Below are 24425 nucleotides of genomic sequence, written 5' to 3'. Positions count from 1 at the left end.
TTGTTCTATTTATTTTACGAATTTCCAGCTGTAGAACTCGTAGCCTTCACCTTCAAATACGAAGTAAACATCGTGGGTTCCAGTTACTTCCTTACTAAGGTTTTCTTTTACCACTGCAAGGTCCTGTCCAGGATTGTCTACTGCAATGATTCCAACAAGCTCACCGTCTGGAGCATCAAGATATACACCGATCTTACCGCTGCCAGTTCCCTTAAGCTGAAGCTCAATTTCTTTTGCCCCATCTGTTCCAAAGTCAGCGCCCTTAACACCAACATAAGCTCCATCGCAGATTCCGCAAAGGATCATGTCGCCTGAGCCGTACTCCTTAGCAACATCGCCGTACTGCTTGGTGGATACGCCAGCGCTGGAACTCATGGTAACTGCCTTGGTCTCTGCAAATGGATCAAGGGCCTTTACCTGTGCAACACCTGCCTTGGTGCCCTTACTTGCTGTTGGCTTACCTTCCTCATCAAATACCAGCTCGTCGATGTTGGTGCTTCTGTAACCACCGTCGATGCCCATGGACTGCTCAAGGATTCTGCTGTGATATGTGATGTACCACTTGCCTTCGAATTCGAAGATGCAGTGGTGGTTGTTGCCGCCTCTTCCGAAGAACTCCTGAGGGTTCTTAAGTACAGGAGCGCTCAGTGTGAATGGTCCCATAGGTGAATCGGAAACCATAGTAACGATCTCGCCGTTCTCAAATCCGAACTCCTTGGTTGCCTCAGGGGTAACGTTGAAGTTGGAGCAGTATGAGTAGTAGTATTTATCGCCAATCTTGTTAATTCCTGAATCCTCGAAGAGATAAGGAACGTTCTCAATTACAACAGGATCGCCGTCGAGACTGATCATGTCATCAGACAGCTTTGCCACTCTTGCTGTTCCTGGGTTGTCAGTCTTGTCTGGTCCTGGAACTCCGCCGCCAAAGTAGATATATGCATTTCCGTCATCATCCATAAGAATTGCTGGATCGAAGAGCCATGTTACTTCTGCACATGTAGGTGTGTCTCTTGAAATAAGGGCCTCTCCAAGAGGATCTGTGAATGGTCCCTCTGGTGAATCTGCAGTCAGTACTGCGATTCCGTTTCCGTTATTAGCAAAGTATAAAAAGAACTTATCCTTGCCATCGATGTTCTTGTAGGCTGCAGCTGGTGCCCAGGAGTTGTTGCCCCAGCTTGCTGCACCGGTCTTACCTGCTGCGTACACGTTGCCGTGATCTGTCCAGTTAACAAGGTCATCTGAAGAGATAACGTTGATGGTGTTAATGTTGCCATAGGTGTTCTCTTTAAGAGTCTTGTCTGGGTTGTAAGAAGGTGTATCTGCTGTCATGTATAAATAAACTCTTCCGTTGTAGACAAGGGCGTATGGATCTGCGCCAAATCTCTGTGTCATAACCGGGTTGTTCTCTGTTGTCTTCTTAAATGGTGTCATAAGTTCAGCGTTCATTGTTAGTTCTCCTGTTTCTGTGGTAGCTGCGTCACTACCTGTATTATTAGTGGTTGCTCCACCTGTTGCCGAATCGTATGTTGCGGCGTTGCCACTGCCTGTGCCGTTTGTCCCTGCTATACCACAGGAAGCCAGCACAAATACGGTCATTGCCAGGGACAGTATGGTCTGCCATTTATCATTTCTTTTCATTCTTTGTACCAATCGCGATAGTTCTTTTAACATAAAAGCGTTACCAACAAAATATAAATTGTGACCCTAGGGTGTCGCCACCAAAAAGTTGCGGACTTGTATTCAGTAATTGCGCAAATGCCCTATTTAGCACTCTTTAGCGAGTCCATAACAATATTTGATAAGAATAACCAGGGGGCAATATTTAAAATGTGAGTATAAAAAGCTATACATCACAACGTATTAGGGGAAAAAGCTATGTTAAGAGAAGTCACAGTTAAAAACGGTAAAATCAGAGGACTCACTGGGGCAGACCCAAGAGTCACAGTGTTTAAGGGCATTCCTTTTGCAGCTCCACCAGTTGGAGAGAACAGATTCAGAGCGCCTCAGCCTTGTCCAGACTGGGAAGGCACACTTAACGCCTTTGAGTTCGCACCTCTTTCCTTCCAGGATCACCCTGGCAACGGAACAGGCCTCTACGACAGAGAGTGGCACTGCAATCCTGATGTTAAGGAGAGCGAGGACTGTCTCTATTTAAATGTTTATTCACCAGCCAAGTCTGTGGATGACAAGCTTCCAGTTCTTGTGTGGATCTACGGCGGCGCCTTTCAGTGGGGCTATTCTTCAGAGATGGAGTTTGACGGCGAGCGCCTTGCAAGACGCGGAATCATCGTGGTTACAATCGCTTATCGTCTCGGATGCTTTGGTTTCCTTGCTCACAAGGACATCACTGCTGAGAATCCAGATGCTCCTTCTAACTTTGGCCTTCTTGATCAGCAGGCGGCCCTTCACTGGGTTTATGACAATATCAGCTCTTTTGGCGGAGATAAGAACAAGATCTCTATCGCAGGCCAGTCCGCAGGCGGATCCAGCGTTATGCACCAGCTCACCAATGAAAAGAACTATGACATTATCAAGGGAGCTGCCATCTTCAGCGGAATCATCAGACACCCTGACGAGGACTCAGATATCTTCAAGCCTCTTAATCTTGAGAAGGCTGAGGCCAACGGCGAAGAGTTCTTTAAGAGCCTCGGCGTAAGCAGTCTTGAGGAAGCAAGGAAAATCCCAGCTGCAGACCTTCTTGCAGGCTACAACAAGTTTGCTCAGGACCACCAGAGAATGTTCCCAATCCTTGACGGCAAGTTCTGCGACCAGGACCCTGTTGAGAAGTTCGTCCTTGGTAAAAGAGCTAAATGCCCTGTGATCTCAGGTAACACTTCCGATGAGTTCTTAATTGGCGGCGTTAGCATGGTGGAGAATTCTGTTAAGTCAACCTTTGGCGATGCTCTTAAGAATGATCCAAGCGCGCAGCTCTACTACTATAGATTTGATCCGGATATCCCAAGTGATGGCGATAAGAACGAGCCATATCCTGGTACCTTCCACTCCTGCGATCTGTGGTTCTTCTTTGATACTCTCTACAAGTGCCACAGACACTATGAGGGAAGACATTTTGATCTTGCAAGACAGATGGCTGACTACTTTGCTAATCTTGTTAAGTTTGGTGACCCTAATGGAACAGATAAAAATGGCGCAGAGCTTCCTAAGTGGGAGACCTACAGAAATGAGTGCCATGCTGAGATGGAGTTTCTTGGAAGAGGTGCTGTTCCTAAGATTGAAGGCGGCATCAGACAGAATACTTCTAAGCAGGCTGTGAATCCTTATCTTCCATCCTGGGAGTACATTCCAGATGGAGAGCCATATGTATTTGGCGACAGGGTTTATGTTTATGGATCCCACGATCTTTATCAGGGCGAGACCTTCTGCCTTGGTGATTACATCTGCTATTCAGCTCCTGTTAACGATCTTGGCAACTGGCACTACGAAGGAGTTATCTATCCTAAGACAGCAGATCCACTTAATCCAGACGGACATATGTGTCTCTATGCTCCTGATGTGACTGTTGGTCCTGACGGAAGATACTACTTATATTATGTTCTTGATAAGGTAAGCGTTGTTTCTGTTGCAGTCAGCGACAGACCTGCGGGGCCTTTCGAGTTCTACGGATATGTTCATTATGAAGATGGCACTAAGCTTGGTGAGAAGGCTGGCGATGAACCACAGTTTGATCCTGGCGTATTAACTGAAGGTGATGAGACATATCTTTATACAGGCTTCTGCGGACAGGGTGATAAGTCAAGACATGGCGCTATGTTCACTGTTCTTGACAAGGATATGCTCACAATTAAGAAAGCGCCTGTGTTTGTAGCTCCTGGCAGTCAGTACAGTGCTGGCACTGAGTTTGAGGGACACGCTTTCTTCGAGGCTCCTTCTATCAGAAAGGCTAATGGCAAGTACTACTTCATCTATTCTTCTGAGGTTATGCACGAACTTTGCTACGCAGTCAGCGACAAGCCTGAGGGACCATTTAAGTATGGCGGAGTAATTGTAAGTAACTGCGATAAGGGTATTGATAGCTACAAGGATGCGGACAAGTGCACTGCCTTTGGTGCCAATAACCACGGAAGCATTGTTCAGATTGGTGATGAATGGTATATCTTTTACCACAGACACACAAGCGGAACCTGGTACAGCAGACAGGGCTGCGCTGAGAAGATTACATTCCTTGAGGACGGCTCTATTCCTCAGGTTGAGATTACATCCTGCGGTCTCAACGGCGGACCACTTTCTGATGTGGGTGAATATCCTGCTTACATTGCTTGCAACATCTTCACTAAGGAAAACAAGATGTATGTTGAGCCTGGCGCTCCAAGAGTAGTTCAGGACGGCGGCGATGGCACTCCAAACCCAGGCTACATCAAGGGTATCGTAGATGGCACAACTATTGGATTTAAGTATTTTGACTTTAAGAACGTAACTGGCGTCAAGATCAAGACCAGAGCTTACTTTAACGGCAAGTTCCAGGTTAAGACAAGTCTTGACGGTGAAGTTCTCGGCGAGATCTCAGGCTCCAACACTAATGTCTGGACCGCAGGCAGCTGCAGCTTTGATGCTGTTTCCGGCGTGCTTCCTCTGTACCTTGTGTACTGCGGAACTGGCAGTCCAAGCCTTGAGTCTGTGGAGTTGTTGCACTAATATATAATAGTGTCACAGACTTTATATCATTAGTTTTGGGGAGGTTATATTTTGAAAAAGAAAAAAATAAGAACAGCCATAGCTTCATTCCTAGCTATGACTACAGTTGTTGCGTGTCTGGGAGGATGTGCAGGGGCTGGAAATAGTGGAGAAACCGGTAATAACACTGGTAATGAAGCATCTGTAAGCACTGATTCAAACAGTGCTACAGGTAACAATGATTCGAGCACATCGGCTAACACAGATGATTCAGCTAACCAATCAAATTCTTCTGATGCATCCGATAGTTCAGCAGACGCAAGTAGCGCTGCATCTGAAACCAGCAGCACAAATGCCAGCACTGACGCCGGCGACACAACAAACGTAGGTAAAGAAACCATGCGAGACATTACACCAACAGAGCTTGTAGCAGAGATGACTACAGGCTGGAACCTGGGCAACACCTTTGATGCCTGGTCTGAAGGTAAGGGAAGTCTTTCAGATGAAACAAGCTGGGGCAATCCTAAGACCACCAAGGAAATGATCGATGCAGTTAAAGACAAGGGCTTCAACACCATCAGAATTCCAGTAACCTGGGCTGGACACATGGGCTCAGCGCCTGATTACACAGTGGATGAAGAGTGGATTGAGCGAGTTGAAGAAGTAGTTAACTACTGCCTTGACGATGGCATGTACGTAATCCTTAATTCTCACCACGAGGAATCCTGGAGAATTCCTGATAACGCTCACATCGATGCAGTTGATGAGCAGCACAGAGCTCTTTGGACACAGATTGCAACTCACTTTGAGAAATACGGTGATCACCTGATCTTCGAAGGCCTCAACGAGCCTCGAGTTAAGGGCGGCGAAAATGAATGGAACGGTGGAACTTCAGAAGGCAGACAGTGCCTGGACAGACTTAACCAGTCCTTCGTTGATGTAGTAAGAGCAACTGGTGGCAACAATGAAAAGAGATTACTCCTTATCACAAGTTTTGCTTCCTCTGCTTCAACAACTACAATTGCATGCCTTAAGATTCCAGAGGATGATCACCTTGGTGTTTCAATCCATGCTTACACTCCTTACCAGTTCACTTATCACACTGGTGATGCTTCTGAGCAGTTCGTATGGGATGGCTCAGCTAAGATGGATATCATCAATGTTATGTCTGACTTAAAGAGATTCTTTATTGATAAGGGAATTCCTGTAATCCTTACAGAGTACGGCGCAGTTGATAAGGACAAGAACAATGAAGAAGTTTGCAAATGGGTAACAGAGTATCTTACCCGTGCCAAGAACGTTGGTATTCCATGTGTATGGTGGGACAACGGCCTCTACAACACAGGCAACGAATACTTCTCAATCTTCAATCGCCGTGAGCTTACCTGGTATCGTGAAGATGTAGCAGACACAATTGTTGGAATGTACAAGGATTAAAACACGCGACTCATATATCAAATAAAAAAGAAAGATGGATCATTTCCATCTTTCTTTTATTTTACAATCAAACCAATTTGTTTTTTTCTATGTATATTTACCATACATGTTCACTAGCTTCGTCTACTAGCTCTTTTTACTGCATCTGTCTTGGTGAAGTATACACTGTCCCGCTCTGGGCCTGATTACCTGCACCATATGCCTGCTGGCCCTGGAACTGATTATTAAGTCCATACACCTGCTGGCCTGTAGGAGGGTTCATTCCGTACACCTGCTGATTCTGGTATGCATTAGGATACATACCATACTGTCTAGCCATCTGGTTTTCTCTCTCAATCTTGGCATATCCCTTGAAAAGCTTAACAGCAAGAAAAACAAATCCTACCACAAAAGCATCCAGGATCAAAGCAACAATGAGCATCTTTCCACCGGTTGATAAAGCCATCTTAGAAGCCTCATCGCCATAATACATTTCACCATTTAATTCAAAGGAATCCATAATCGGTGATCCAATCACAAAAATGAGTGAAAATAACGTGAGAATAACCCCTGGAAATCCCAAAATGACTGCTAATATTGTAGAAATAATTCCTCCAACTAATCTTCCTGTTCCGCTTTTCTGTGGCATTGTAATACTCCTCCAATTCCTATAGTTCTTTTAACAATTACTGATTCTGATTATATTGATTATTAAAACCCTGATTCATCTGGCCAAACTGTCCGTTGCCATTCATCTGGTTGTTAAATCCGTTCTGATTATTGAATCCCTGATTCATCTGATTAAACTGGCCGTTCATCTGGTTATTAAATCCACCCTGATTGTACTGACCACCGAAATTGTTCTGATTATTGAATCCCTGGTTCATCTGATTGTTCTGACCATTGAATCTATTCTGGTTATTGAATCCCTGGTTCATCTGGTTAAACTGACCGTTCATCTGACCATTGTAACCACGCTGATTCATATTGTTGTAATAAGCACCATTCTGCATCTGCTTTTTAGCCTTTGAAGCTTTTTTCAAAAGAACTATGCAAAGAACTAAGAAAGCAATGAATAAAACTGCTGTGACACCACCAACTCCAAGGAAGATTTTTCCAAGCTTTTCTGCAAGCTCAACAGCTTCTTCTCCGGTAACCTCTTCTCCATTAACAGTGATAGAATCCATTTTATCCTGGTTGCTTACAAAGATGCTTCCCAAGACGATGAAGACAACCGCACAGATTGCACTTGCAAAAGAAAAAAACGCACTGATAATTCCAAGAATAACTGACCCCGTATTACTTTTCTGATTCATTTTTTGTATTTCCTCCCAATACCTATATGATTTATGCACCAAAAATTATCGTACAATTCTTCGCCATTTTCAACACTTGCGATCTACTTATCCGAAAAATAGCTTCATGCTTCCAACGCCATAAAAAATAGCTATTAACAATGATAAAACCATGTAGACACTTGCAAGTACAAGAGCTATTAATCCTTGACTTTTAAGCTTTTCCAAATATGTTGGTTCAAAAAATGAAGCAGCACGGTTACTGTCCAGTTCCATCTTTTGCTTTAAAACAAAGATGAATGTTGGAATGGATAAGACTCCAGCCATTATCATGCCAATGACTACGGCCTGCATTGGATACAAGGTAAGAATCTTAATTCCTGCATACTCACCGCCTCCAAATAGGATTGTGGCAATAAGTCTTACCACCCAATACAAAAAGCCAATTATATGACCTGCTACCGGAGTCAGAAATACCAGAAGAATAGGTGTGCTTCCGGCTTTATTTGGTTTTCTATATATATAAGGCAATTTATTTCCCATGTTCTCATCTCCTATACTATTCATACAGATGTAATCCAGAGAATGTTGCACATCGTATGCAAAAAATCTCACACCATTCAAAAAACATCTCTAAGACGCGCCACATCTAGCTACATCCAACATCTGCCCAAAAGAAAAGCGCCAGCAAAATCGCTGGCGCCAAATAACTCAAATATTGAATTACTGTACAGCTGCCTTAAGCTCTTCTACCTTGTTAGTCTGCTCCCAAGGAAGGTTAAGATCGTTACGTCCGAAGTGACCGTAAGCTGCTGTCTGCTTGTAGATAGGACGACGAAGGTCGAGCATCTTGATGATACCAGCTGGACGAAGGTCGAATACCTTACGAACTGCCTCTGTAAGCTTCTCATCAGAAACCTTACCTGTACCAAATGTATCTACAAGAATTGATGTAGGCTGTGCAACACCGATAGCGTATGAAAGCTGGATCTCTGCTCTGTCTGCAAGACCTGCTGCTACGATATTCTTAGCAACGTATCTTGCTGCGTAAGCTGCAGAACGGTCAACCTTTGTGCAGTCCTTACCAGAGAATGCTCCGCCGCCGTGACGAGCTGCTCCACCATAAGTATCAACGATGATCTTACGACCTGTAAGACCAGCATCACCCTGAGGTCCACCGATTACGAAACGGCCTGTTGGGTTGATATAGATCTTTGTATTGTCATCAACAAGTGCAAGATCAACTACTGCATCGATAACGTGCTTTCTGATATCTGTGTGGATCTGCTCCTGTGTAACCTTCTCATCGTGCTGAGTTGAGATAACGATAGCCTCAAGTCTCTTAACCTTACCATTCTCATCATACTCAACTGAAACCTGGCTCTTTCCATCTGCTCTAAGGTATGGAAGTGTGCCGTTCTTACGAACCTCTGTAAGCTTCTTAGTAAGCTTGTGTGCAAGGCTGATTGCGTATGGCATGTAGTCGTCAGTCTCGTTTGTAGCGTAACCGAACATCATACCCTGGTCACCAGCACCGATAGCTTCAAGCTGCTCATCTGTCATCTGGTTCTCTCTAGCCTCAAGAGCCTTGTCAACGCCCATAGCGATATCAGCTGACTGCTGATCAAGTGCTACGAGTACTGCACATGTGTTACCATCAAAGCCCTTAGCTGAATCATCGTAGCCAATCTCTTTGATTGTCTCACGAGCGATCTTAGCATAGTCAACGTGAGCCTTAGTTGTGATCTCACCTGTGATAAGAACGAAACCTGTGCAAGCTGCTGTCTCGCAAGCTACACGGCTCATTGGATCCTGCTCCATGCAAGCATCAAGGATAGCATCAGAGATGTTATCACAAATTTTGTCTGGGTGTCCTTCTGTTACTGATTCGGATGTGAAAATAAACTTATCCATATTTGTCCTTTCTTTTCTCGTCTCGTTATGGCAGACTCGAAATTGCTTCGCCATAACTCGAAAAAAACTCCGTTTATTTTGTTGCGTGCACTAACAAAACAAACGGAGCTGATTATCGTATCAGATCCTCTTATTGCTCGTATTCCAAAAATGGAACTGCACGCTCAGGTTGGCACCTTCCTGAATACTCAAGGGGTTGCCGTGGCTTCACAGGTCCTATGTACCTCCACCACTCTGAATAAGAGAATTTCAATTGTAACAATATTCTCTCGAATATCGAATTTGATAATAAACTATGTTCCTAATAAAATCAATAGGGCAAATGATAATTTTTGTCTAAATATCATATTAAACATTCTAAAAACCTGATGAACAATGCCCATGACCATCAGGCATTTACTGCATCTTGCTACATTCTATTTCCAGAGCTCTCCCCAGATCTTGTCGCAGAGCTCGACGCAATATTTCATGGTAAAAGAGCTATCTTGAAAGCGAATCTCATTCTCCCCGGCAAGTTCTTCAGAATATTCTGAAAGGGGATAAACTGTGACGCCTCGTTCTGCGCTGGTATCATGGCACACCAAAGCTTTTACCGAATGGTCTTTTATGACCACCTCTCCATCAGCGCCTCTTTCGATAGTGACCATGGCCATTCCGCCCACATTTCTATTGGCGATTCCGCTTCCAGAGGAAGAAGTCCAGCTGACAAAGTTCCCAAGAGAATAGTAAACAAGCATATCTCCGCCGCCATGGTTGTTAGTAATGCCCTGTTCATCGTCTTCCAGCATCTCTATGGGCTCTATCACATGAGGATGAGTTCCTATCACCAGATCTGCACCTCCAGCCCTGAAGATTTCAGTCCACTTCTTCTGAGAGGAATCTGTTCCAAGGCTATATTCTGTCCCCCAGTGCGGACATACAATGGTGAAGTCGGCGTTCTCTTCTGCGTACGCAAGGTCTTTTTCCACCTTAGCTTCCTCCAACATGTCCACTGCGTGGGGCATATCTGAGGGAAAAGAAATCCCATTGGTGCCGTAGGTATAGTTAAGTATTGCAATCCGAATCCCGTCCTTTTCAATAATATCGATGTTCTCGTAATCGCTCTCGTCGCCATTAAGGCCCACCACCGTTATCTCAGGGTGGTTCTGCTGCCAGTAATCATAGCAATTAACGATTCCTCTTTTACCCTTATCAAGACTGTGATTGGTGGCGTGACATACCACGTCAAAGCCTGTATTTACCAAGGCGTCGCCAATCTCAAATGGGGCATTAAAAGCTGGATACCCAGACACACCAAGGTCCTGGCCGCCGATGATAACCTCCTGGTTAACCAGAGCAATGTCTGCAGCGGAGATATCATCTTTCATGTGCTCAAAAATGAAGTCATAGTTGTAATTACCAGCTTCATCCTTTGCCACCTTCTCGATAGGGTCGTGAAGTAAAATGTCGCCAACCATGATTAGGGTTACTTCTGCGCTCGCCTGTGTATCGGCATCTGACTCCAATTCAGTTCCTGATATTTGTGTATCTGTAGACTCACTTGATTCCGCCAGTGTACTAGAATCAGAAGATATACTAGAATTCTCAAGCACAGTAGAAGCTTCTGAACCTTCCGCTCCAGCCACAACTTCCTCAGGCGTCGAACTACAACCCACTATGCAATTAGTCAGCAAAAGAGCTATCAGAATCCCTGTTCTTTTATTCATTAATTTACTATCTCTCATAAGATATTTCTTTTAACAACTCCTGTACCAATTAGTACAAACCCAATAAAAAACTCACTGCAAAAAACTTTGCAGTGAGTCTCGTATAAATCTTTATAATGCTTGGTGAATCTCGAATTGTCTCACGGCAATAGTCGTTACTTCAATTCTACAATCATCAGATAATCTTATCAAATGTATCAGCAAGAGCTGGGTAAAGAGTCTTGAACTGCTGATATCTAGCTTCGTACTTAGCAACGAGCTCTGGATCTGGCTTCTCAGTCTTGTCTACCTTAACGATAGCTGCTGCAGCATCTTCTACAGAAGCATAAGCTCCGCAAGCTACCATAGCTAGCATAGCACCACCCATTCCAGGACCCTCTTCGCATACAGGAACATCAACTTCTACGTTGAGGATGTTAGCGATCATCTTTCTCCAAAGTGGGCTCTTAGCACCACCGCCGCAGATCATTGTGCGCTTAGGAGCTACGCCGATTGACTTAGCAACCTCGTACATATCTCTTGTTGCAAAAGCAACGCCTTCAAGAACTGCCTGTGTCATGTCCTCTCTTGTTGTATCCATTGTGATACCTGTGAATGTAGCACGAGCATTAGGATTGTTCCAAGGAGATCTCTCGCCCATAAGATATGGAAGGAAGAATACGTGGTTCTCACCAAGCTTCTCAATTCCCTTCTGCTCTGCTGCGTAGTCCTTAGTCTTAAGGATTTCATCGTTCCACCACTTGTTGCAACTTGCAGCACTGAGCATACATCCCATGAGATGGAAGTGTCCATCAGCATGATCAAATGAGTGAAGTGCGTTGTTGCTATCTACTGCGAAGGAATCAGCTGACATGAAGATTGTTCCACTTGTTCCAAGAGAGATGTTGCACTTGTTATTACCAACTGTACCTGTTCCAACAGCTGCTGCCGCGTTGTCACCAGCACCTGCCGCAATAACTACGTTTTCTGAAAGACCTAGCTCTTTTGCCAGATCAGCCTTCAGTGTGCCAACCTTCTCAAAACTCTCGAAGAGCTGTGGAAGCATATCCTCTGTGATTCCGCAGATGTCACACATCTCCTTGCTCCACTTACGATTCTGCACATCAAGAAGGAGCATTCCTGAAGCATCTGAATAGTCTGTGCAGAATGTTCCAGAAAGCTTGTAAGCAAGATAGTCCTTAGGAAGCATGATCTTCTTGATCTTACCGAAGTTCTCAGGCTCATTCTCTTTTACCCAAAGGATCTTAGGAGCTGTGAAGCCTGCAAATGCGATGTTAGCTGTGTACTTGGAAAGTGTCTCCTTGCCGATCTCTCCGTTGAGGTAATCCACCTGCTTCTGAGTTCTACCGTCGTTCCAGAGAATTGCTGGGCGGATAACGTTGTCGTTCTCATCAAGGATTACAAGACCGTGCATCTGGCCACCGAAGCTGATACCTGCAACCTGAGACTTGTCTGCATCCTTAAGAAGCTCCTTAAGGCCCTCGATTGCCTGTGTATACCAGTCCTCTGGCTTCTGCTCAGACCAGCCTGGCTGTGGGAAGTATAAAGGATACTCCCTTGTGACTGTTCCATGAATCTTACCCGTCTCATCCATAAGCACAAGCTTAACGGATGATGTCCCCAAATCTACACCTATATAAAGCATACCTGACCTCCTTATAATCAGCGCCTTTCCACAAAAATAAGGCGCAATAATTACATATTACGCCTTTAATTATATCTTTTCCATATAGGTTTATCACTTCAGATTTTGCTTAATACTCACTAAATATTGCAGTTACAGCGCTTTTCCCTCCAGCGTTAACGCTTACGTCAGCAAAGAAAGCTGTCGCCTCTTACCGTAGGCTCACTATATCTTTCAAACATTGGATAAAATCTTAAACGTCTCCTTGTAAAGTGCTGTCTTTCCGTTCTCGTGCATGCCACCAAAGTATGCTTTGCCTGTAGATTTGTCTACAAGAACTGCCTGGATTGCGCCAACATAGGTACTGGTTACCTTGTCGGCGAATAGATGATCTTCAAGTTTTTGTAATGCCGAATCGTCAACGTTTTCCATCTTTATGATCCAGAGAATCTTCAAGATCTTGGTGGGCATTTTCCTTTTTTCAGCTATGAACTGGCTGTGGAATTCCATGAATTCGTCAAAAGAGCTACTTTCTTTCACCAGAGTATTTCCAAGAAAACCGCCCTTTAGTATCAGATACTCATTTAACTCACCAATGATGCAATCTCTAAATACCTCGTTAAGAGGCTTGTTCATGGCATTACTAAAATCAAGAATTTCAACCTTATAGCTTTTCCCATAAACAAACTCATTCAAGGATTCATTACTGCGCCTGGTCCTAATCAGCCACAGGTATATTGCCAGCGGAACCAACGCCAATATCACAATTAAGAACACCACAAATCTACGCTGCGCCCCATTTACCTTCGCCGCCAATGTTCGTTCAGTGAAGGTATAGTAATTCACAGCTCCGCTTTCATATGCATATACCAGCACGCTTCCCTTCATCTTGTCATTATCCACAATGAGAACATGTCTACCGTTAGAAAGATCTATCTCAATGTTAAAGGGTTGTCCATGAGATGGATTCTTGGGATAACAAGCCGTAACCTTGCCAGGATACTTATGAATCTCATCCTTATGCTCTATGCACCAGTTATCCAAGAACCTGGTGTACACAAAGAGAGCCAGTGCCATCAGCAGACCTGACACCAGGTACATAAGTAAAAGATATATATTTAGTTGTTTAAATGTGTATTTCTTCATTGTTCTACCACTTCACACTTAGATCGATCTACTGATTCAATAAGGTATTCCTGAAATATAAAGAAGTTATTTGTGAACGTATCCTGTAGTATCAGTTCTTTTTTGCCATATCTTATCACTATCATACAAATTGTTTTTCCGATCCTGTACTTTGTTTCTGTTGCCAGAAAAGATATGTCTTTAACACTAATCTCAACGGGCTTATTGAACTTCTTTATCGTCAATTTATCACCTTCTACTAAAACGCTTTTATATATTGGCAACGCAGCAAAGGCAAGAAGGAGCAATGCCGCAACCCCAAAGAGCATAGCTATTATTGCCATATCACTTTGCGTATAATTTCGTGGAGGATTTCTCAGCTCATTGAAAAGAAATATCATACACACTAAGCTTCCCACGCAAAGCAAAGCGCTATAACCATAGGCTGTAGCACTTGGCTTAACTATAAATGATTTTCTTTCATTACTTCCGTTCATATTAGTGCCTCAATAAATATATCTATAGTTCCATTTATTTACGCGGTGAAATAGGCTTAGGATTCGCATTCTTAATAAGATACTTTGCAAACAAGTCGTAATTCTTCGTAAATGTATCCTGAAGAATGAATGTTTTATTGTCAAACTTTACGACAATCATATGTACATCTTTTCCAATTTTATAGTGAGTTTCAAAAGCATATTCTTTAATATCCGAAACCTTCAGAACACTTTTTTGGTGGAAAAGCATCCTTGTACTATGCTATCAACTCTTTTTTCAGGACAGTACTTTTCAAGATATTTTTCCATCTCGTCAAAATTCTCATGTACTCTATAATCTAGATCTACATATTTTCTTCCAATTGATATAGTTATCACTGAAGTCCAATAATATCTAACATGATTCATAGTAATACACCATTTTTTGATGTCTTCTTTATCAAATTCGATTTCTTTTCTGAATAATCTTTTCACTACAATCTGGCGTTTATATACCGTTATCTCGTCAAATACCCTATGAAGAATATAAATATCAAACACAGCCAAAACAAATCCCGATATTACTCCAACCGAATAAGTCAGAATGGTAAATTGACGATCAAAACGTAAGTCAGGAAGCACTCTGACCATCACATATACATCAAAAAAAATATATCCAAGCAATCCAACCGCTAATAAAGTATAGAAAATCCTTGCTGCTTTTGACCCTGTCACTTTAAATCTCATTGTTTTTCTCCAATTTATTCCACGATTCTTACTCAAATAATAATTCTTTCTTTAGCTTGGATTCCTCTTTTTCTATCAGCTAATAACTATTTTGCACTTTTCACTATCAACATTTGCTTTTAGATACTCTACAAATACTTCGTAATTGGTTATAAAAGTATCCTGCAACGATAATCCTCTCTTTTGGCTTCTGATCAGCATAAGATGTGAAACTCTGCCAATACGATATCGCGTTTCGCTTTCAATATATTCTATCTCATGAACGTTAATAGTTTCTATCCTCTTCAGATGTTTTATAGTTATAATATCTCCACACACATTTACTATTGGTGTCAACATAGAAATACCATACACTAAACAGAATAGGCTACTTGCTCCAAGAATGAGAGATACAATAATTATTTCATCAATTTTGTTTTCTCTAGTTATCCCCAATATAAAATCAAGCAAAAGAAAAAAAGATGCTACTGCTCCAACAAAAAAGATAACACTATATGTTATCGCATAATTATTTGGTTTTAGCTCAAATTTTATCCCTTTTTCCATCGTCACTTACTCTATGTACTATTTAAATTGCTTATCATTTTCGATTACTAAATATTCAGAATATTAGATATCATTTATTCTTCTTGTTCTAAGCATTCTATTTCTACCAATAACACTTTAAATCACTGCTTACCACCATTAGGCTAGAATTTTCTTCATTCCATTCTAACTTCATATGTGGCAGAGATAATAAGGCTTTCCCATATTCTGCTGCCATCTTCATTAGAAACTCTCTTAATTCGTCTCCTTCATATTTGCATACATCCTTGTAGCATTCATCCAGATATCTAAATTTTTCAAGCGTAGTCCACTCTTGATTCATTGGATAGTCATCCTCAAACAGAGTGGCCAATTCATCAAATCTATGAAATATCATGTTATGCTATGGCTCCAAAAGCATCATCTGCCTTGTTTCATGGTTTTTTACCAATGATTTATAATATCAACTTGCTTTTCAGGGCAATGCTTTTCAAGATAATCCCAAAACTCATCAAAGTTGGTATGATAGAGCTGATTGAAATCAAGATACTTCTTTCCAACATGCACAGTTATAACATTATCCCAATAAGTCCTGAAATGTTTTCTCGCTATACTCCATTTACTGATATCTGATAAGTCATATTCCCACTGCTTTCCATAGAATGTTCTTACAACAATTTGATTTCCATCTATGTTTGTTTTATCGAATGCCATATGAATCAATAGATTATTAAGGCTTATGGATACCAGCCCGCAAGCTACTCCTATCCCATATACCACCAAAGCCTCTCTTTTAGAAGGAAAACATGTCGGAACAAACTTTATCATAACAAAGACCAAAAAGCTCATTACACCTACCATGCAAAGCGAAATAAAAATATGGGTAAATCGCATTATTTTATTGCCAGTGATACAAAACATTATTTTCTCGTAACTCCATTCATTTACGTGGTGAAATAGGCTTAACAGTTGCATTCTGGCGAAGATACTTCGCGAATAAATCGAAATTCTTCGTAAATGTATCCTGTAGAATGAAAGTTTTACTGTCAAATTTCACGACAATCATATTTATATCTTTTCCAATTTTATAGTGAGTTTCAAAAAGCATATTCTTTAATATCCGAAACCTTCAGAACACTTTTTTGGTGGAAAAGCATCCTTATGGTTAACTCCTCACCTTTTACTTCAACCCTTTTATAAAAAAGCGACAGGTAATATGGATTTCATCTTCATATTACCTGCCTTACTTATTTTGTCTCTGTATGAAATGTCATTAACTATACATTCTTTCTATAGCAATTCCATTTGCCTTAACAACTTCTCGTATGCCATCTGGATCCTGAAATAAGTTAATATCAACTACTATCTCATTACCGCCAACTAGTAAAACAAGCTTGTTTTCTTCATCAATACATTTGGTGACGTCATCCAAAATAATAGTTTTGTGAAATATACCCCTATAGATTTTCATCTTATTGCCAACAACAACAATCTTATTCCTTAAAGCAAACAAAACAATTATAGTAATAAAAGATATACCAGAAAAAAAGCTGAGATAATTAATGATTGTCTCTATTAAACTCTCTCCTTTTAAATACATAAAACAAGATCCCGACAATCCGCACACAACAGCAACTGTAGCAATCCGAACTCTTCTGTATGCCTCTTTTGTGTTTTCTTTAAAAACCATATCGCGCATTTTTACTTTCCTTCTTCACGCATGTTCGACTTTTACTCCAGATTTTAACACGAAATTCTTCCATTGATGATAGTTTTTGAAATATTCACTAGGATGTTCAGGCAGCCATATTTTCTTATCACCAATGAATATAGTTGTAACTTCGGATCTAATTCCTTTATTTGAATGATAAGAAAAAACAATTTTAGATACATCATTTATTTTAAAGCTATATCTCTCCTTACCAGCAATAGAAATAGTTACTACATTGTTTTCTACGCTAATCTTTTCAAAATATGAAAGAAAACTAATAAAACCATAAATTGAAATCGTCATAAAAATGAAGAAACATGCAATTCCAAAAACAGCTATCCAGCCTCCATCCGTAACGCATAAAACTATTGAAGATATAGTAAGGGCCAAAAATACAAGTACAAAAATAGGTCCAAATATAAAACCAAAAAGGCGATATTTCATCGTGAGTTCAAAGCTTTCCATCAACATACACCTTCTTCTACATCACCCTGTCCAAAAGGATCCATGTAATTATATACGTCGGAAACAACATCCTTTGTCGCTCCAGACACTGTTTGCCCTTTAACTACATCTTTGGCCACTTTTTCAACAAGCTTAAGCCTTTCTTCGAGCTTTGCAATACGTTCACCTATAACTTTAGTACAACCATCGTCATTCTCTATCATTCGCTTCAAATCATTAATCTTATTTTTTATCTGGTCTGCAGTGGTAAGAGTACTATCATCTGTATAGCCGCCCATACGTTTTCTTACTAGTGCGTCTTCATCTACAGTATCTCCCCAATGTCCAATCGTCGAAAAGAGTGAAGACGTAACAAAATGCTCAACCACGTCCTTTCCTGTAGGACACTTGGTTCCGAATAATATACTTGAACCAGCTTTTACAAAGGTATCCACTGCAGTATCAAGAGTACCCTCGACAACCCCTGCCAAAGCAGCGCCTGCTGGTCTAGCAAGAGCAGACACTACTTTACTTCCGCTTCCAGACATCAATTTCGTAACTCCTTTACCCAAATCTCCTATCGCAGATCCAAAATATCCAGTCACTGCGCCAGAAACAGCTGAAGCACCAACTGAAGCCCAATCAATTTTAGTTGTCGATATTTTTCCAGTATCTGACGTAATTAATTGCATTCCTAAATCAGCTGCTGCAGACGTAGCTGCTCCCGCAGCTGCTGCAACAAGAGGGGCCGCAGCTCCACCAGTGCATACAGTTAGTGCCACACCACCAGCTATAGCTGCACCTACCAATATACCTCCAACAATCTTAGGGTGCTCATCAAACCATTTTACAATCTTTCCCCAATTACCATCTAAGTCTATAAATGATAATGGGTTATTCCAACAGTATTCATAGTGGTTAAGGGTTTCTGGAGCTTCTATAAATCCTCTAACTTTATCTTCACCATTGAATCTGCCAGCGTTTGGATCATAGTATCTTGCCTGAGCAAAGTTAAGTTCTGATACTTCATCTTCCTGGTATCCAGTGAATGCAAATGGCTGAATGATGTTTCCATTCTTAGTGTAAGCATGGGATTTGTTTTCTTTGCCGAGTCTGTTTCTTAGCTTACCTGTGTATGGATCTACCCTTCTACCAAAGTCATCATAAGCATAGGCATCAACTGTAAGGCCATCTGTACCGGTAAGATACATTGTACTTCCAAGTTCATCCTGGAGGTAGTAGTAATTACTTCCGCCCCTATTCATACTTACAACGTTGTTATCGTAGATGAAACTCTCTGTTTCACCATTTACTGTTCTTTCAAGAAGGTTATAGTAATCCTTTGAAAGATCGCAAAGATATTCAATCTTCTCTTCAGGACGTACTGATTCAACCCTGAATCCAAGACCATTGTATGTATAAGAGATATCACCCTTTTCTGTATCTGTTGCATGAGTCATCTTGCCCATCGCATCATACTTGAAGGTCTTCTTGATGATATCACCAGAAGTAAGGGCTACCTGGTTACCTCTCCTGTCATATGAATAGATGTTACTTGTCTCATTGTTTGAAGAATCTCTAACAATGGATCTTGTAAGTCTGTCGAGGGCATCGTACTCATAAGATGTCTTTGTATCAGCTTCAGTCATCTCTGTTCTGTTACCGAAGGCATCATACTTATACTCTGCTCTGAGGTTACCATTTAATGTACTCTTTGTAAGTCTTCCAAGATCATCATACTCATAGTGATATGTACCAGAAACAGCATCCATTCCACGTCTGTTTCTCTCGATATCTGTAACAAGTGATGTCTCTTTTTCATAGTTATAGACATACTTATCGATGATCCCCTGAGTATCAGTGCTTGTCATGGACTTAAGAAGTCCGCCCTGATAGTAATCAAGAGCTGTCTTAACTCCATTAGGGAAGCTCTTTCCAGAAAGTCTTCCTGCAGCATCATAAGTGTATGTGATAGGCTTATCTGAAGTTCCATCAGTTAGACTATCTAGTCTTCCAAAGGCATCGTAGGTATACTCTGCCCTCTTTCCATCAGGATAGATGATGGCGCTCTCATTATCATAAGGGCCATACTCATAGCCAACTGTTCTTCCCTTATAGTCTGTTACGGATACAGTTCTTCCAAGGATGTCGCTCTCAATCTTGGTAAGACCAAGGTGATCCTTAACTTCCTGAAGTATGTTAAGAGCGTTATACTGCATCTTTACACTCTTACCATCAGCATAGTTAACTCCTGTTACGTTACCATTGTTATCCCTTGTATATACTGTTTCATAGCCGTCACGGTCAATATGGCTCTTAACGTTACCAAGAACGTCATAAGTATAAGTATCCTTCTGACCAAGAGCATCAGTGATAGAAAGGAGATTTCCTGCAAGGCTATATTCATTGATTGTTACATGACCGTTATTATCAACCTTAGGGAAGTTACCGTTCTCATCTGCAGTAGTTTCTTCATCACCAAATCTCTCAACCTTTGTAAGAAGGTCAAGTTCATTGTATGTATACTCCGTTCTGTTTCCAAGAGCATCTGTTACGCTCTGTAGCCTTCCTGTTCCTGTGTAAGTATTCTTAGTGATCTTACCTGCATCATTTATCTCAGCCAATCTTCCGCGAACATCATACTTGTAAGATACTGTCCTGCCATTCGAACCAGTAACCTTTGAAATACGTCCTGTCTTTGTGTATTCCATTGATACCACAAAGCCATCTGCCTGAGTCTCACTCTTAACTCTTCCAAGGCTGTCATACTCATAGCTTCCTACAAGGTGTTCCTCATCTCCAGCCTTCTGAACGATCTTAACAAGCCTATTGTCCTTATAGGTGTTCTCTGTTACTACACCATTAGGATCAGTAGTTGTCTTTCTGTTTCCGTTCTTATCGTATGTATAGAGAGTCTCTCTATCAGCAGCATCGATTTCTTTTACAAGTCTTCCTGCCTTGTCATACTCTCTTGCAATAACACCACCGTTAGGATCTGTTACCTTTGTGATGTTACCGTTATTATCATACTCATATGATGTTACATTGCCGTTACCATCAGTCTCTGTCTTGATCCTTCCAAGACCGTCATATGTATATGATGATACAGTGATTGCACCATCTTCGGCATTTGCCTCGATAGTCTTATCAGCCTTTTTGATGGTAAGGATGTTACCAGCCTTATCATGAGTATAGCTTGTTACTCTTCCATCTGGGTCTGTTACCTTTGTAAGGTTACCAAGAAGGTCATACTCATAGCTTATGTTTCCGCTATTTGGAAGTACGATCCTTTCTTCCTTGGCTGAAAGGTTATAGTAAACACGTGTTGTTCTGTTATCTTCATCTGTATAAGCTGAAGGCTTTCCAATAGCGTTGTATTCCCAGGTCTTCTTGGTTCCATCAGGGTTTGTGATGGCAGATACTTTACCAAGAGCATTGTACTCATATGAAGTAACATTTCCTTCTGGGTCTACGACTCTCTTAAGGTTATCGCAAGCATCGATATCGTAAGTAGTTCTGTTACCCTCTGCATCTGTTGTGGCAACAACTCTTCCAAGACTATCACACTCATACTTTGTTGTAATACCACTTGGATCTGTTATGGACGCGATGTTTCCACGCTCATCATAGGTAAGGTTTGTTCTCTTATTCTCTGCATCACGGATAGAGATAACCTTTCCTGTCTCATCGTAGTAGAATGTCACCTTTTCTCTTAATGGATTAACTACAGCATAAAGGTTACCATTAAGGTCATACTTAAACTTGGTTACATTACCCTCAGAGTCTTTTCTTGCTGAAAGCTTACCATCTGCATCATAGGTATAGAACTCATGGAGTCCTTCTGGTCCGATGATACTGGTAAGATGGCCTCTGTTATCATATGTATATCTTGTTGTATATCCGTTTCTGTCTGTATGGGATGTCTTAAATCCCTTGTCGTTATAAGTAAACTTCTCTTCAATGCCAAAGTCAGGGTAACGAGTTCCGATATGACGCTTTAACTCATCAGAAAGATACTCAACCTTACATCCATTAGGCTCTATGGCTGTTGTTATGTTCTTCTCATCATCATAGCTATAGTTAAACTCACCGCCATCTGGCATTACCTGATGTATTACTCTGTCTTCATCATCATACTCATTGACTACACCTACAACTCCATCTGGTCTTGTTGATGTATATATAAGTCCGTTGTCTGTATAGGAATACTTTCTTTCTGTTCCGTCAGGCGCAGTAATAGAAGTAAGTCTGTACTTATCCTTGGGATCTTCATACTTATAGCTTACTGTTCTTCCAGTATGATCTTTGGCTTCTACAAGAAGTCCCATTTCATCATACTTAAATACCAGTTCACTTCCCTCTTTGGTACTTACTTTAACTGGAAGCGCCTTTTTCTCTACTTTTCCATCGATCTCTTTTTCGATGACATCATAATCAACAGTTGTATGCTGACCGAAGCCATCACCATAGGATGTAATATAGCCTTCATTATCAAAATCGATATAGCTGTTATCATCGTATGAAAGACGATAAGAGTTATCTAATTCTCGAAGTGTTCCCTGCTCACCATGGATCTCAAAGAATACTTCTTCTTTGCCTATATTTGTCTTCTTAAAGCAACCTTCTTTTCCATCACCATAAAAGACTGTGATAGTTTCATCGTCTTTCTTTGTAAGGTGCTGCTCATAGTTAAGAGTCCACCCTCTTCCAAGAGCACCTATAACATCAGACTGAGCGTTATAGAATCTCTTTACTACTATAGTATGGGCTCCGCCAACAGTAAGATCTGTCTTACTGCTTACAAAGTTACCTGTTGTCATGTTTACAGGGTCGTACTTATATACCTGAGATCTTGGCTCCTCACCATTAATATACTTTTTGTAGCTGTCAACATAAGCATCATAGTCAGCGTTGTCGCTGCCCTTAATGTATTCAATATCATTAAGGTTTGCGACTGTGATATCAGGATCATATATGCCATCGCCAAGTCCAGCTTTAAAGTTATCAAGATTGGTGTTTATGTTCTCGATAAGTGTATTGAACTCACAATTGTAAAAATCACAATCGTGCTCATTTAAAAAATCCGTGAACTTAACTAAAAGCTTTGGAACAGTTCCATCTTTCCCATCTTCTGTTACAAACTCATCCATATATCTTTGAGCAAGGTCAGGTGATGGATCTGGAAGCTCTCCCACAGAAATAACCATGCATCCTTTAACCAACGAATTAGCAGTATCACGCCATTCCTTGATTGTAGCAGACTCTGTTTTAAAGTTTTTATTATACTCAGAAAAGTCAGTAATGACTTTCTTAAGATTCTCAACACTTAAAATTGCAGTTTCATTCTCTGAAAGATCATTAATAAAATCATCCAGCAAAGGTACACTACCCTCAAACCCTGGTGGTACCATCTTTCCCTGTAAGATCTGGGATGCTCGTATCATATCAATCAAAGTTGGATAAAGTTTATTTAAAACAAAATCCTTTGATGCTTCTGCCTCATATCCAGAATGAGATTCATCATTAACAAACTCCATTAAGTTTGCAGCCAACTCACTGCCCTGCTCATTAAGAGCTTTCAGCTGATCCAGGCACTCCTGAAAGTACTGGGCGCATACTTCATGATCCCAAATTTGCTCTCCCCCAACATACTGGACTCCTGCTCCAGGTATTGTGGTGTATACTCCATTTTTTCCTACTGTATATTTATTTGAATTATCACTCACTTGTGCTATACCTCACTTAGTTTAATAGTAATCTTACGGTTAAAATATCAGCCACCTGATGCCTCTTGATCAATTCCTTTGTGATAATTCAATACATTTCTCATCAATCTTGTCACCACATCCATAGTGCTCTGAAACTTTGTTAGCGTGTTAAACATTGACTGATCCGCAAATTCATAATCAGGTATTACGCAGTTTTGCTTACATGCCTCTGGTGCCTCCTTTGGCTCTTTATCTGTCAATATAGCATCTGCACTCTTATCAATTTTCTCCACATATTTTGAATACTTGCCTGTTTTAAGTTTTATATCTCCCTGGTTTCCCATACCATTTTCTCCTATACCTTAAATTCCCAGCGCTGCAATCTGAGCATCTATCTCATCTATCTTTTCCTGAACCTGGTCTATAGCTTCTTGAATCTTGCAAAGCAATCTATCAACAGCTCCATCATAATTACTGACTGCTGTTCCAATATATCCAGCATCAGACTCAGCAGTGTCGTAGTTACTTCCACGCCATAATTCGCCGCCTGCTGACAGATCGTAAGGTGCCGTTATAGGCTCCTCAACTCCTGTTCGTATGTTATCTAACGAAGTACTTATATTATCCCTGCATTCTTCGAGTTTAGCCTTCAGCTGCTTATAATAGCCTTTCTGCTTCTCTAATTCTTCTCTCATCTTTTGTTTTGCATAGTATTCTTCGTTTGTCATACATTATTTCTCCTTCTTCTAAAATACAAGTAATCCCCACAGCCGCTTTGACACGGCCGTGAGATAAGAACTTCTTAGTTGTAAGAAAGTCCTGATGAAGCTGCCTCGTCGATAGACTCGAGGTTGTTTGATGATGTCATTACGTTCTTTGAAAGAGTCTCAAGCTCTGTAACGTATGTCTTAAGATCGTTATCAAGCTGATAGTATGTAGATGTAAGTGTCTCAGATGCTGTACCGTATGTGATAGCTGAGATGTCATCTACTGTTCCTCTAAGTCTTGTAAGTGTGTCGTTAAGCTCTGTTGAAAAGTCTCCAAGCTTTGTTGCGCTCTGCTGAATCTGTTCAACATCACCTTTAATCATTCCTGCTCCCAT

The 24425-nt window shown here is 41.2% G+C and carries 21 protein-coding genes and 1 riboswitch; of the genes, 2 read left to right on the top strand and 19 right to left on the bottom strand.

Translation table 11 applies throughout. The features are described 5' to 3' along the window. Positions 1-9: 9 nt before the first annotated feature. Complete coding sequence (locus T541_RS0112535; RefSeq protein ID WP_242840782.1) at positions 10-1638, bottom strand: glycoside hydrolase family 43 protein; 1629 nt, start codon at positions 1636-1638, stop codon at positions 10-12. A 237-nt stretch (positions 1639-1875) separates the two neighbouring features. Between T541_RS0112535 and T541_RS22085 the strand changes: the two genes are divergently transcribed. Together T541_RS22085 and T541_RS19550 are read left to right on the top strand one after the other, a co-directional pair. Beyond that, on the top strand, positions 1876-4653 hold the full coding sequence (locus tag T541_RS22085; RefSeq protein ID WP_155839520.1) for a carboxylesterase family protein: 2778 nt from the start codon (positions 1876-1878) through the stop codon (positions 4651-4653). A gap of 51 nt (positions 4654-4704) precedes the next feature. Further along, positions 4705-6069 (top strand): glycoside hydrolase family 5 protein, encoded by a 1365-nt coding sequence (locus T541_RS19550; protein ID WP_242840781.1) that lies wholly within the window; start codon positions 4705-4707, stop codon positions 6067-6069. 136 nt (positions 6070-6205) lie between these two features. Here T541_RS19550 and T541_RS0112520 read toward each other — a convergent pair whose 3' ends face one another. The 18 genes from T541_RS0112520 to T541_RS0112425 form a co-directional block, all read right to left on the bottom strand. Then, positions 6206-6697 carry a hypothetical protein gene (locus tag T541_RS0112520; RefSeq protein ID WP_026653052.1) on the bottom strand — a complete coding sequence of 164 codons (492 nt, stop codon included), beginning with the start codon at positions 6695-6697 and terminating at the stop codon, positions 6206-6208. A gap of 37 nt (positions 6698-6734) precedes the next feature. Beyond that, complete coding sequence (locus T541_RS0112515; protein ID WP_026653051.1) at positions 6735-7364, bottom strand: hypothetical protein; 630 nt, start codon at positions 7362-7364, stop codon at positions 6735-6737. A gap of 87 nt (positions 7365-7451) precedes the next feature. Further along, positions 7452-7886 (bottom strand): hypothetical protein, encoded by a 435-nt coding sequence (locus T541_RS0112510; RefSeq protein WP_026653050.1) that lies wholly within the window; start codon positions 7884-7886, stop codon positions 7452-7454. Positions 7887-8066: 180 nt separating this feature from the next. Next, positions 8067-9257 (bottom strand): methionine adenosyltransferase, encoded by a 1191-nt coding sequence (gene metK / locus T541_RS0112505; protein ID WP_026653049.1) that lies wholly within the window; start codon positions 9255-9257, stop codon positions 8067-8069. Between the two features lie 127 nt (positions 9258-9384). Further along, positions 9385-9502: riboswitch (SAM riboswitch) on the bottom strand. 171 nt (positions 9503-9673) lie between these two features. Further along, a complete protein-coding gene (locus T541_RS0112500) occupies positions 9674-10963 on the bottom strand; it encodes a CapA family protein (RefSeq protein WP_026653048.1) in 1290 nt (429 codons plus the stop codon). 175 nt (positions 10964-11138) lie between these two features. Beyond that, positions 11139-12608, bottom strand: coding sequence for a xylulokinase (xylB, locus tag T541_RS0112495; protein WP_026653047.1), 1470 nt, complete (start codon positions 12606-12608; stop codon positions 11139-11141). 213 nt (positions 12609-12821) lie between these two features. After that, positions 12822-13733, bottom strand: a complete 912-nt coding sequence (locus T541_RS0112490; protein ID WP_026653046.1) for a hypothetical protein — start codon at positions 13731-13733, stop codon at positions 12822-12824. After that, on the bottom strand, positions 13730-14209 hold the full coding sequence (locus tag T541_RS0112485; protein ID WP_026653045.1) for a hypothetical protein: 480 nt from the start codon (positions 14207-14209) through the stop codon (positions 13730-13732). The genes T541_RS0112490 and T541_RS0112485 overlap by 4 nt, the downstream gene beginning before the upstream one ends. Before the next feature lie 222 nt (positions 14210-14431). Next, entirely contained in the window at positions 14432-14935 is a 504-nt protein-coding gene (locus T541_RS0112475) for a hypothetical protein (protein ID WP_026653043.1), read from the bottom strand. Between the two features lie 75 nt (positions 14936-15010). Next, positions 15011-15481 carry a hypothetical protein gene (locus T541_RS0112470; protein ID WP_026653042.1) on the bottom strand — a complete coding sequence of 157 codons (471 nt, stop codon included), beginning with the start codon at positions 15479-15481 and terminating at the stop codon, positions 15011-15013. Between the two features lie 103 nt (positions 15482-15584). Next, positions 15585-15803 carry a hypothetical protein gene (locus T541_RS0112465; protein ID WP_155839519.1) on the bottom strand — a complete coding sequence of 73 codons (219 nt, stop codon included), beginning with the start codon at positions 15801-15803 and terminating at the stop codon, positions 15585-15587. Positions 15804-15904: 101 nt separating this feature from the next. Then, positions 15905-16381, bottom strand: a complete 477-nt coding sequence (locus T541_RS0112460; protein WP_026653040.1) for a hypothetical protein — start codon at positions 16379-16381, stop codon at positions 15905-15907. Positions 16382-16733: 352 nt separating this feature from the next. After that, positions 16734-17159: a hypothetical protein gene (locus tag T541_RS0112450; RefSeq protein WP_026653039.1), complete on the bottom strand. Its 426-nt coding sequence runs from the start codon at positions 17157-17159 to the stop codon at positions 16734-16736. Positions 17160-17174: 15 nt separating this feature from the next. Further along, a complete protein-coding gene (locus T541_RS0112445; protein ID WP_026653038.1) occupies positions 17175-17636 on the bottom strand; it encodes a hypothetical protein in 462 nt (153 codons plus the stop codon). Then, positions 17636-23341: a DUF6531 domain-containing protein gene (locus T541_RS0112440; RefSeq protein ID WP_026653037.1), complete on the bottom strand. Its 5706-nt coding sequence runs from the start codon at positions 23339-23341 to the stop codon at positions 17636-17638. Before T541_RS0112440 ends, T541_RS0112445 begins: the two co-directional genes overlap by 1 nt. A gap of 47 nt (positions 23342-23388) precedes the next feature. Then, positions 23389-23667: a hypothetical protein gene (locus T541_RS0112435; protein WP_026653036.1), complete on the bottom strand. Its 279-nt coding sequence runs from the start codon at positions 23665-23667 to the stop codon at positions 23389-23391. A gap of 18 nt (positions 23668-23685) precedes the next feature. Continuing rightward, entirely contained in the window at positions 23686-24051 is a 366-nt protein-coding gene (locus tag T541_RS0112430; protein WP_026653035.1) for a DUF5082 domain-containing protein, read from the bottom strand. Positions 24052-24125: 74 nt separating this feature from the next. After that, positions 24126-24425, bottom strand: a 300-nt coding sequence (locus tag T541_RS0112425; RefSeq protein ID WP_026653034.1) for a WXG100 family type VII secretion target, incomplete at its 5' end; no start/stop codon positions are given.

This window comes from Butyrivibrio proteoclasticus P6B7, assembly GCF_000622085.1.
GTDB classification, from domain to species: domain Bacteria; phylum Bacillota; class Clostridia; order Lachnospirales; family Lachnospiraceae; genus Butyrivibrio; species Butyrivibrio proteoclasticus_A.
Note: the sequence above shows the minus strand (reverse complement) of the source record. Positions and strands in the feature narration are given on the sequence as shown.

Bases quoted from the DNA above. Each gene is read 5' to 3' on its own strand.
- T541_RS0112450 (WP_026653039.1), bottom strand. From the start codon at position 17,159: ATGCGCGATATGGTTTTTAAAGAAAACACAAAAGAGGCATACAGAAGA.
- T541_RS0112460 (WP_026653040.1), bottom strand. From the start codon at position 16,381: ATGTTTTGTATCACTGGCAATAAAATAATGCGATTTACCCATATTTTT.
- T541_RS0112475 (WP_026653043.1), bottom strand. From the start codon at position 14,935: ATGAGATTTAAAGTGACAGGGTCAAAAGCAGCAAGGATTTTCTATACT.
- xylB (WP_026653047.1), bottom strand. From the start codon at position 12,608: ATGCTTTATATAGGTGTAGATTTGGGGACATCATCCGTTAAGCTTGTG.
- T541_RS0112435 (WP_026653036.1), bottom strand. From the start codon at position 23,667: ATGGGAAACCAGGGAGATATAAAACTTAAAACAGGCAAGTATTCAAAA.
- T541_RS0112445 (WP_026653038.1), bottom strand. From the start codon at position 17,636: ATGGAAAGCTTTGAACTCACGATGAAATATCGCCTTTTTGGTTTTATA.
- T541_RS0112490 (WP_026653046.1), bottom strand. From the start codon at position 13,733: ATGAAGAAATACACATTTAAACAACTAAATATATATCTTTTACTTATG.
- T541_RS0112465 (WP_155839519.1), bottom strand. From the start codon at position 15,803: ATGAATCAAGAGTGGACTACGCTTGAAAAATTTAGATATCTGGATGAA.
- T541_RS0112430 (WP_026653035.1), bottom strand. From the start codon at position 24,051: ATGACAAACGAAGAATACTATGCAAAACAAAAGATGAGAGAAGAATTA.
- T541_RS0112520 (WP_026653052.1), bottom strand. From the start codon at position 6,697: ATGCCACAGAAAAGCGGAACAGGAAGATTAGTTGGAGGAATTATTTCT.
- T541_RS0112500 (WP_026653048.1), bottom strand. From the start codon at position 10,963: ATGAATAAAAGAACAGGGATTCTGATAGCTCTTTTGCTGACTAATTGC.
- T541_RS22085 (WP_155839520.1), top strand. From the start codon at position 1,876: ATGTTAAGAGAAGTCACAGTTAAAAACGGTAAAATCAGAGGACTCACT.
- T541_RS0112485 (WP_026653045.1), bottom strand. From the start codon at position 14,209: ATGAACGGAAGTAATGAAAGAAAATCATTTATAGTTAAGCCAAGTGCT.
- T541_RS0112515 (WP_026653051.1), bottom strand. From the start codon at position 7,364: ATGAATCAGAAAAGTAATACGGGGTCAGTTATTCTTGGAATTATCAGT.
- T541_RS0112535 (WP_242840782.1), bottom strand. From the start codon at position 1,638: ATGAAAAGAAATGATAAATGGCAGACCATACTGTCCCTGGCAATGACC.
- metK (WP_026653049.1), bottom strand. From the start codon at position 9,257: ATGGATAAGTTTATTTTCACATCCGAATCAGTAACAGAAGGACACCCA.
- T541_RS0112470 (WP_026653042.1), bottom strand. From the start codon at position 15,481: ATGGAAAAAGGGATAAAATTTGAGCTAAAACCAAATAATTATGCGATA.
- T541_RS0112510 (WP_026653050.1), bottom strand. From the start codon at position 7,886: ATGGGAAATAAATTGCCTTATATATATAGAAAACCAAATAAAGCCGGA.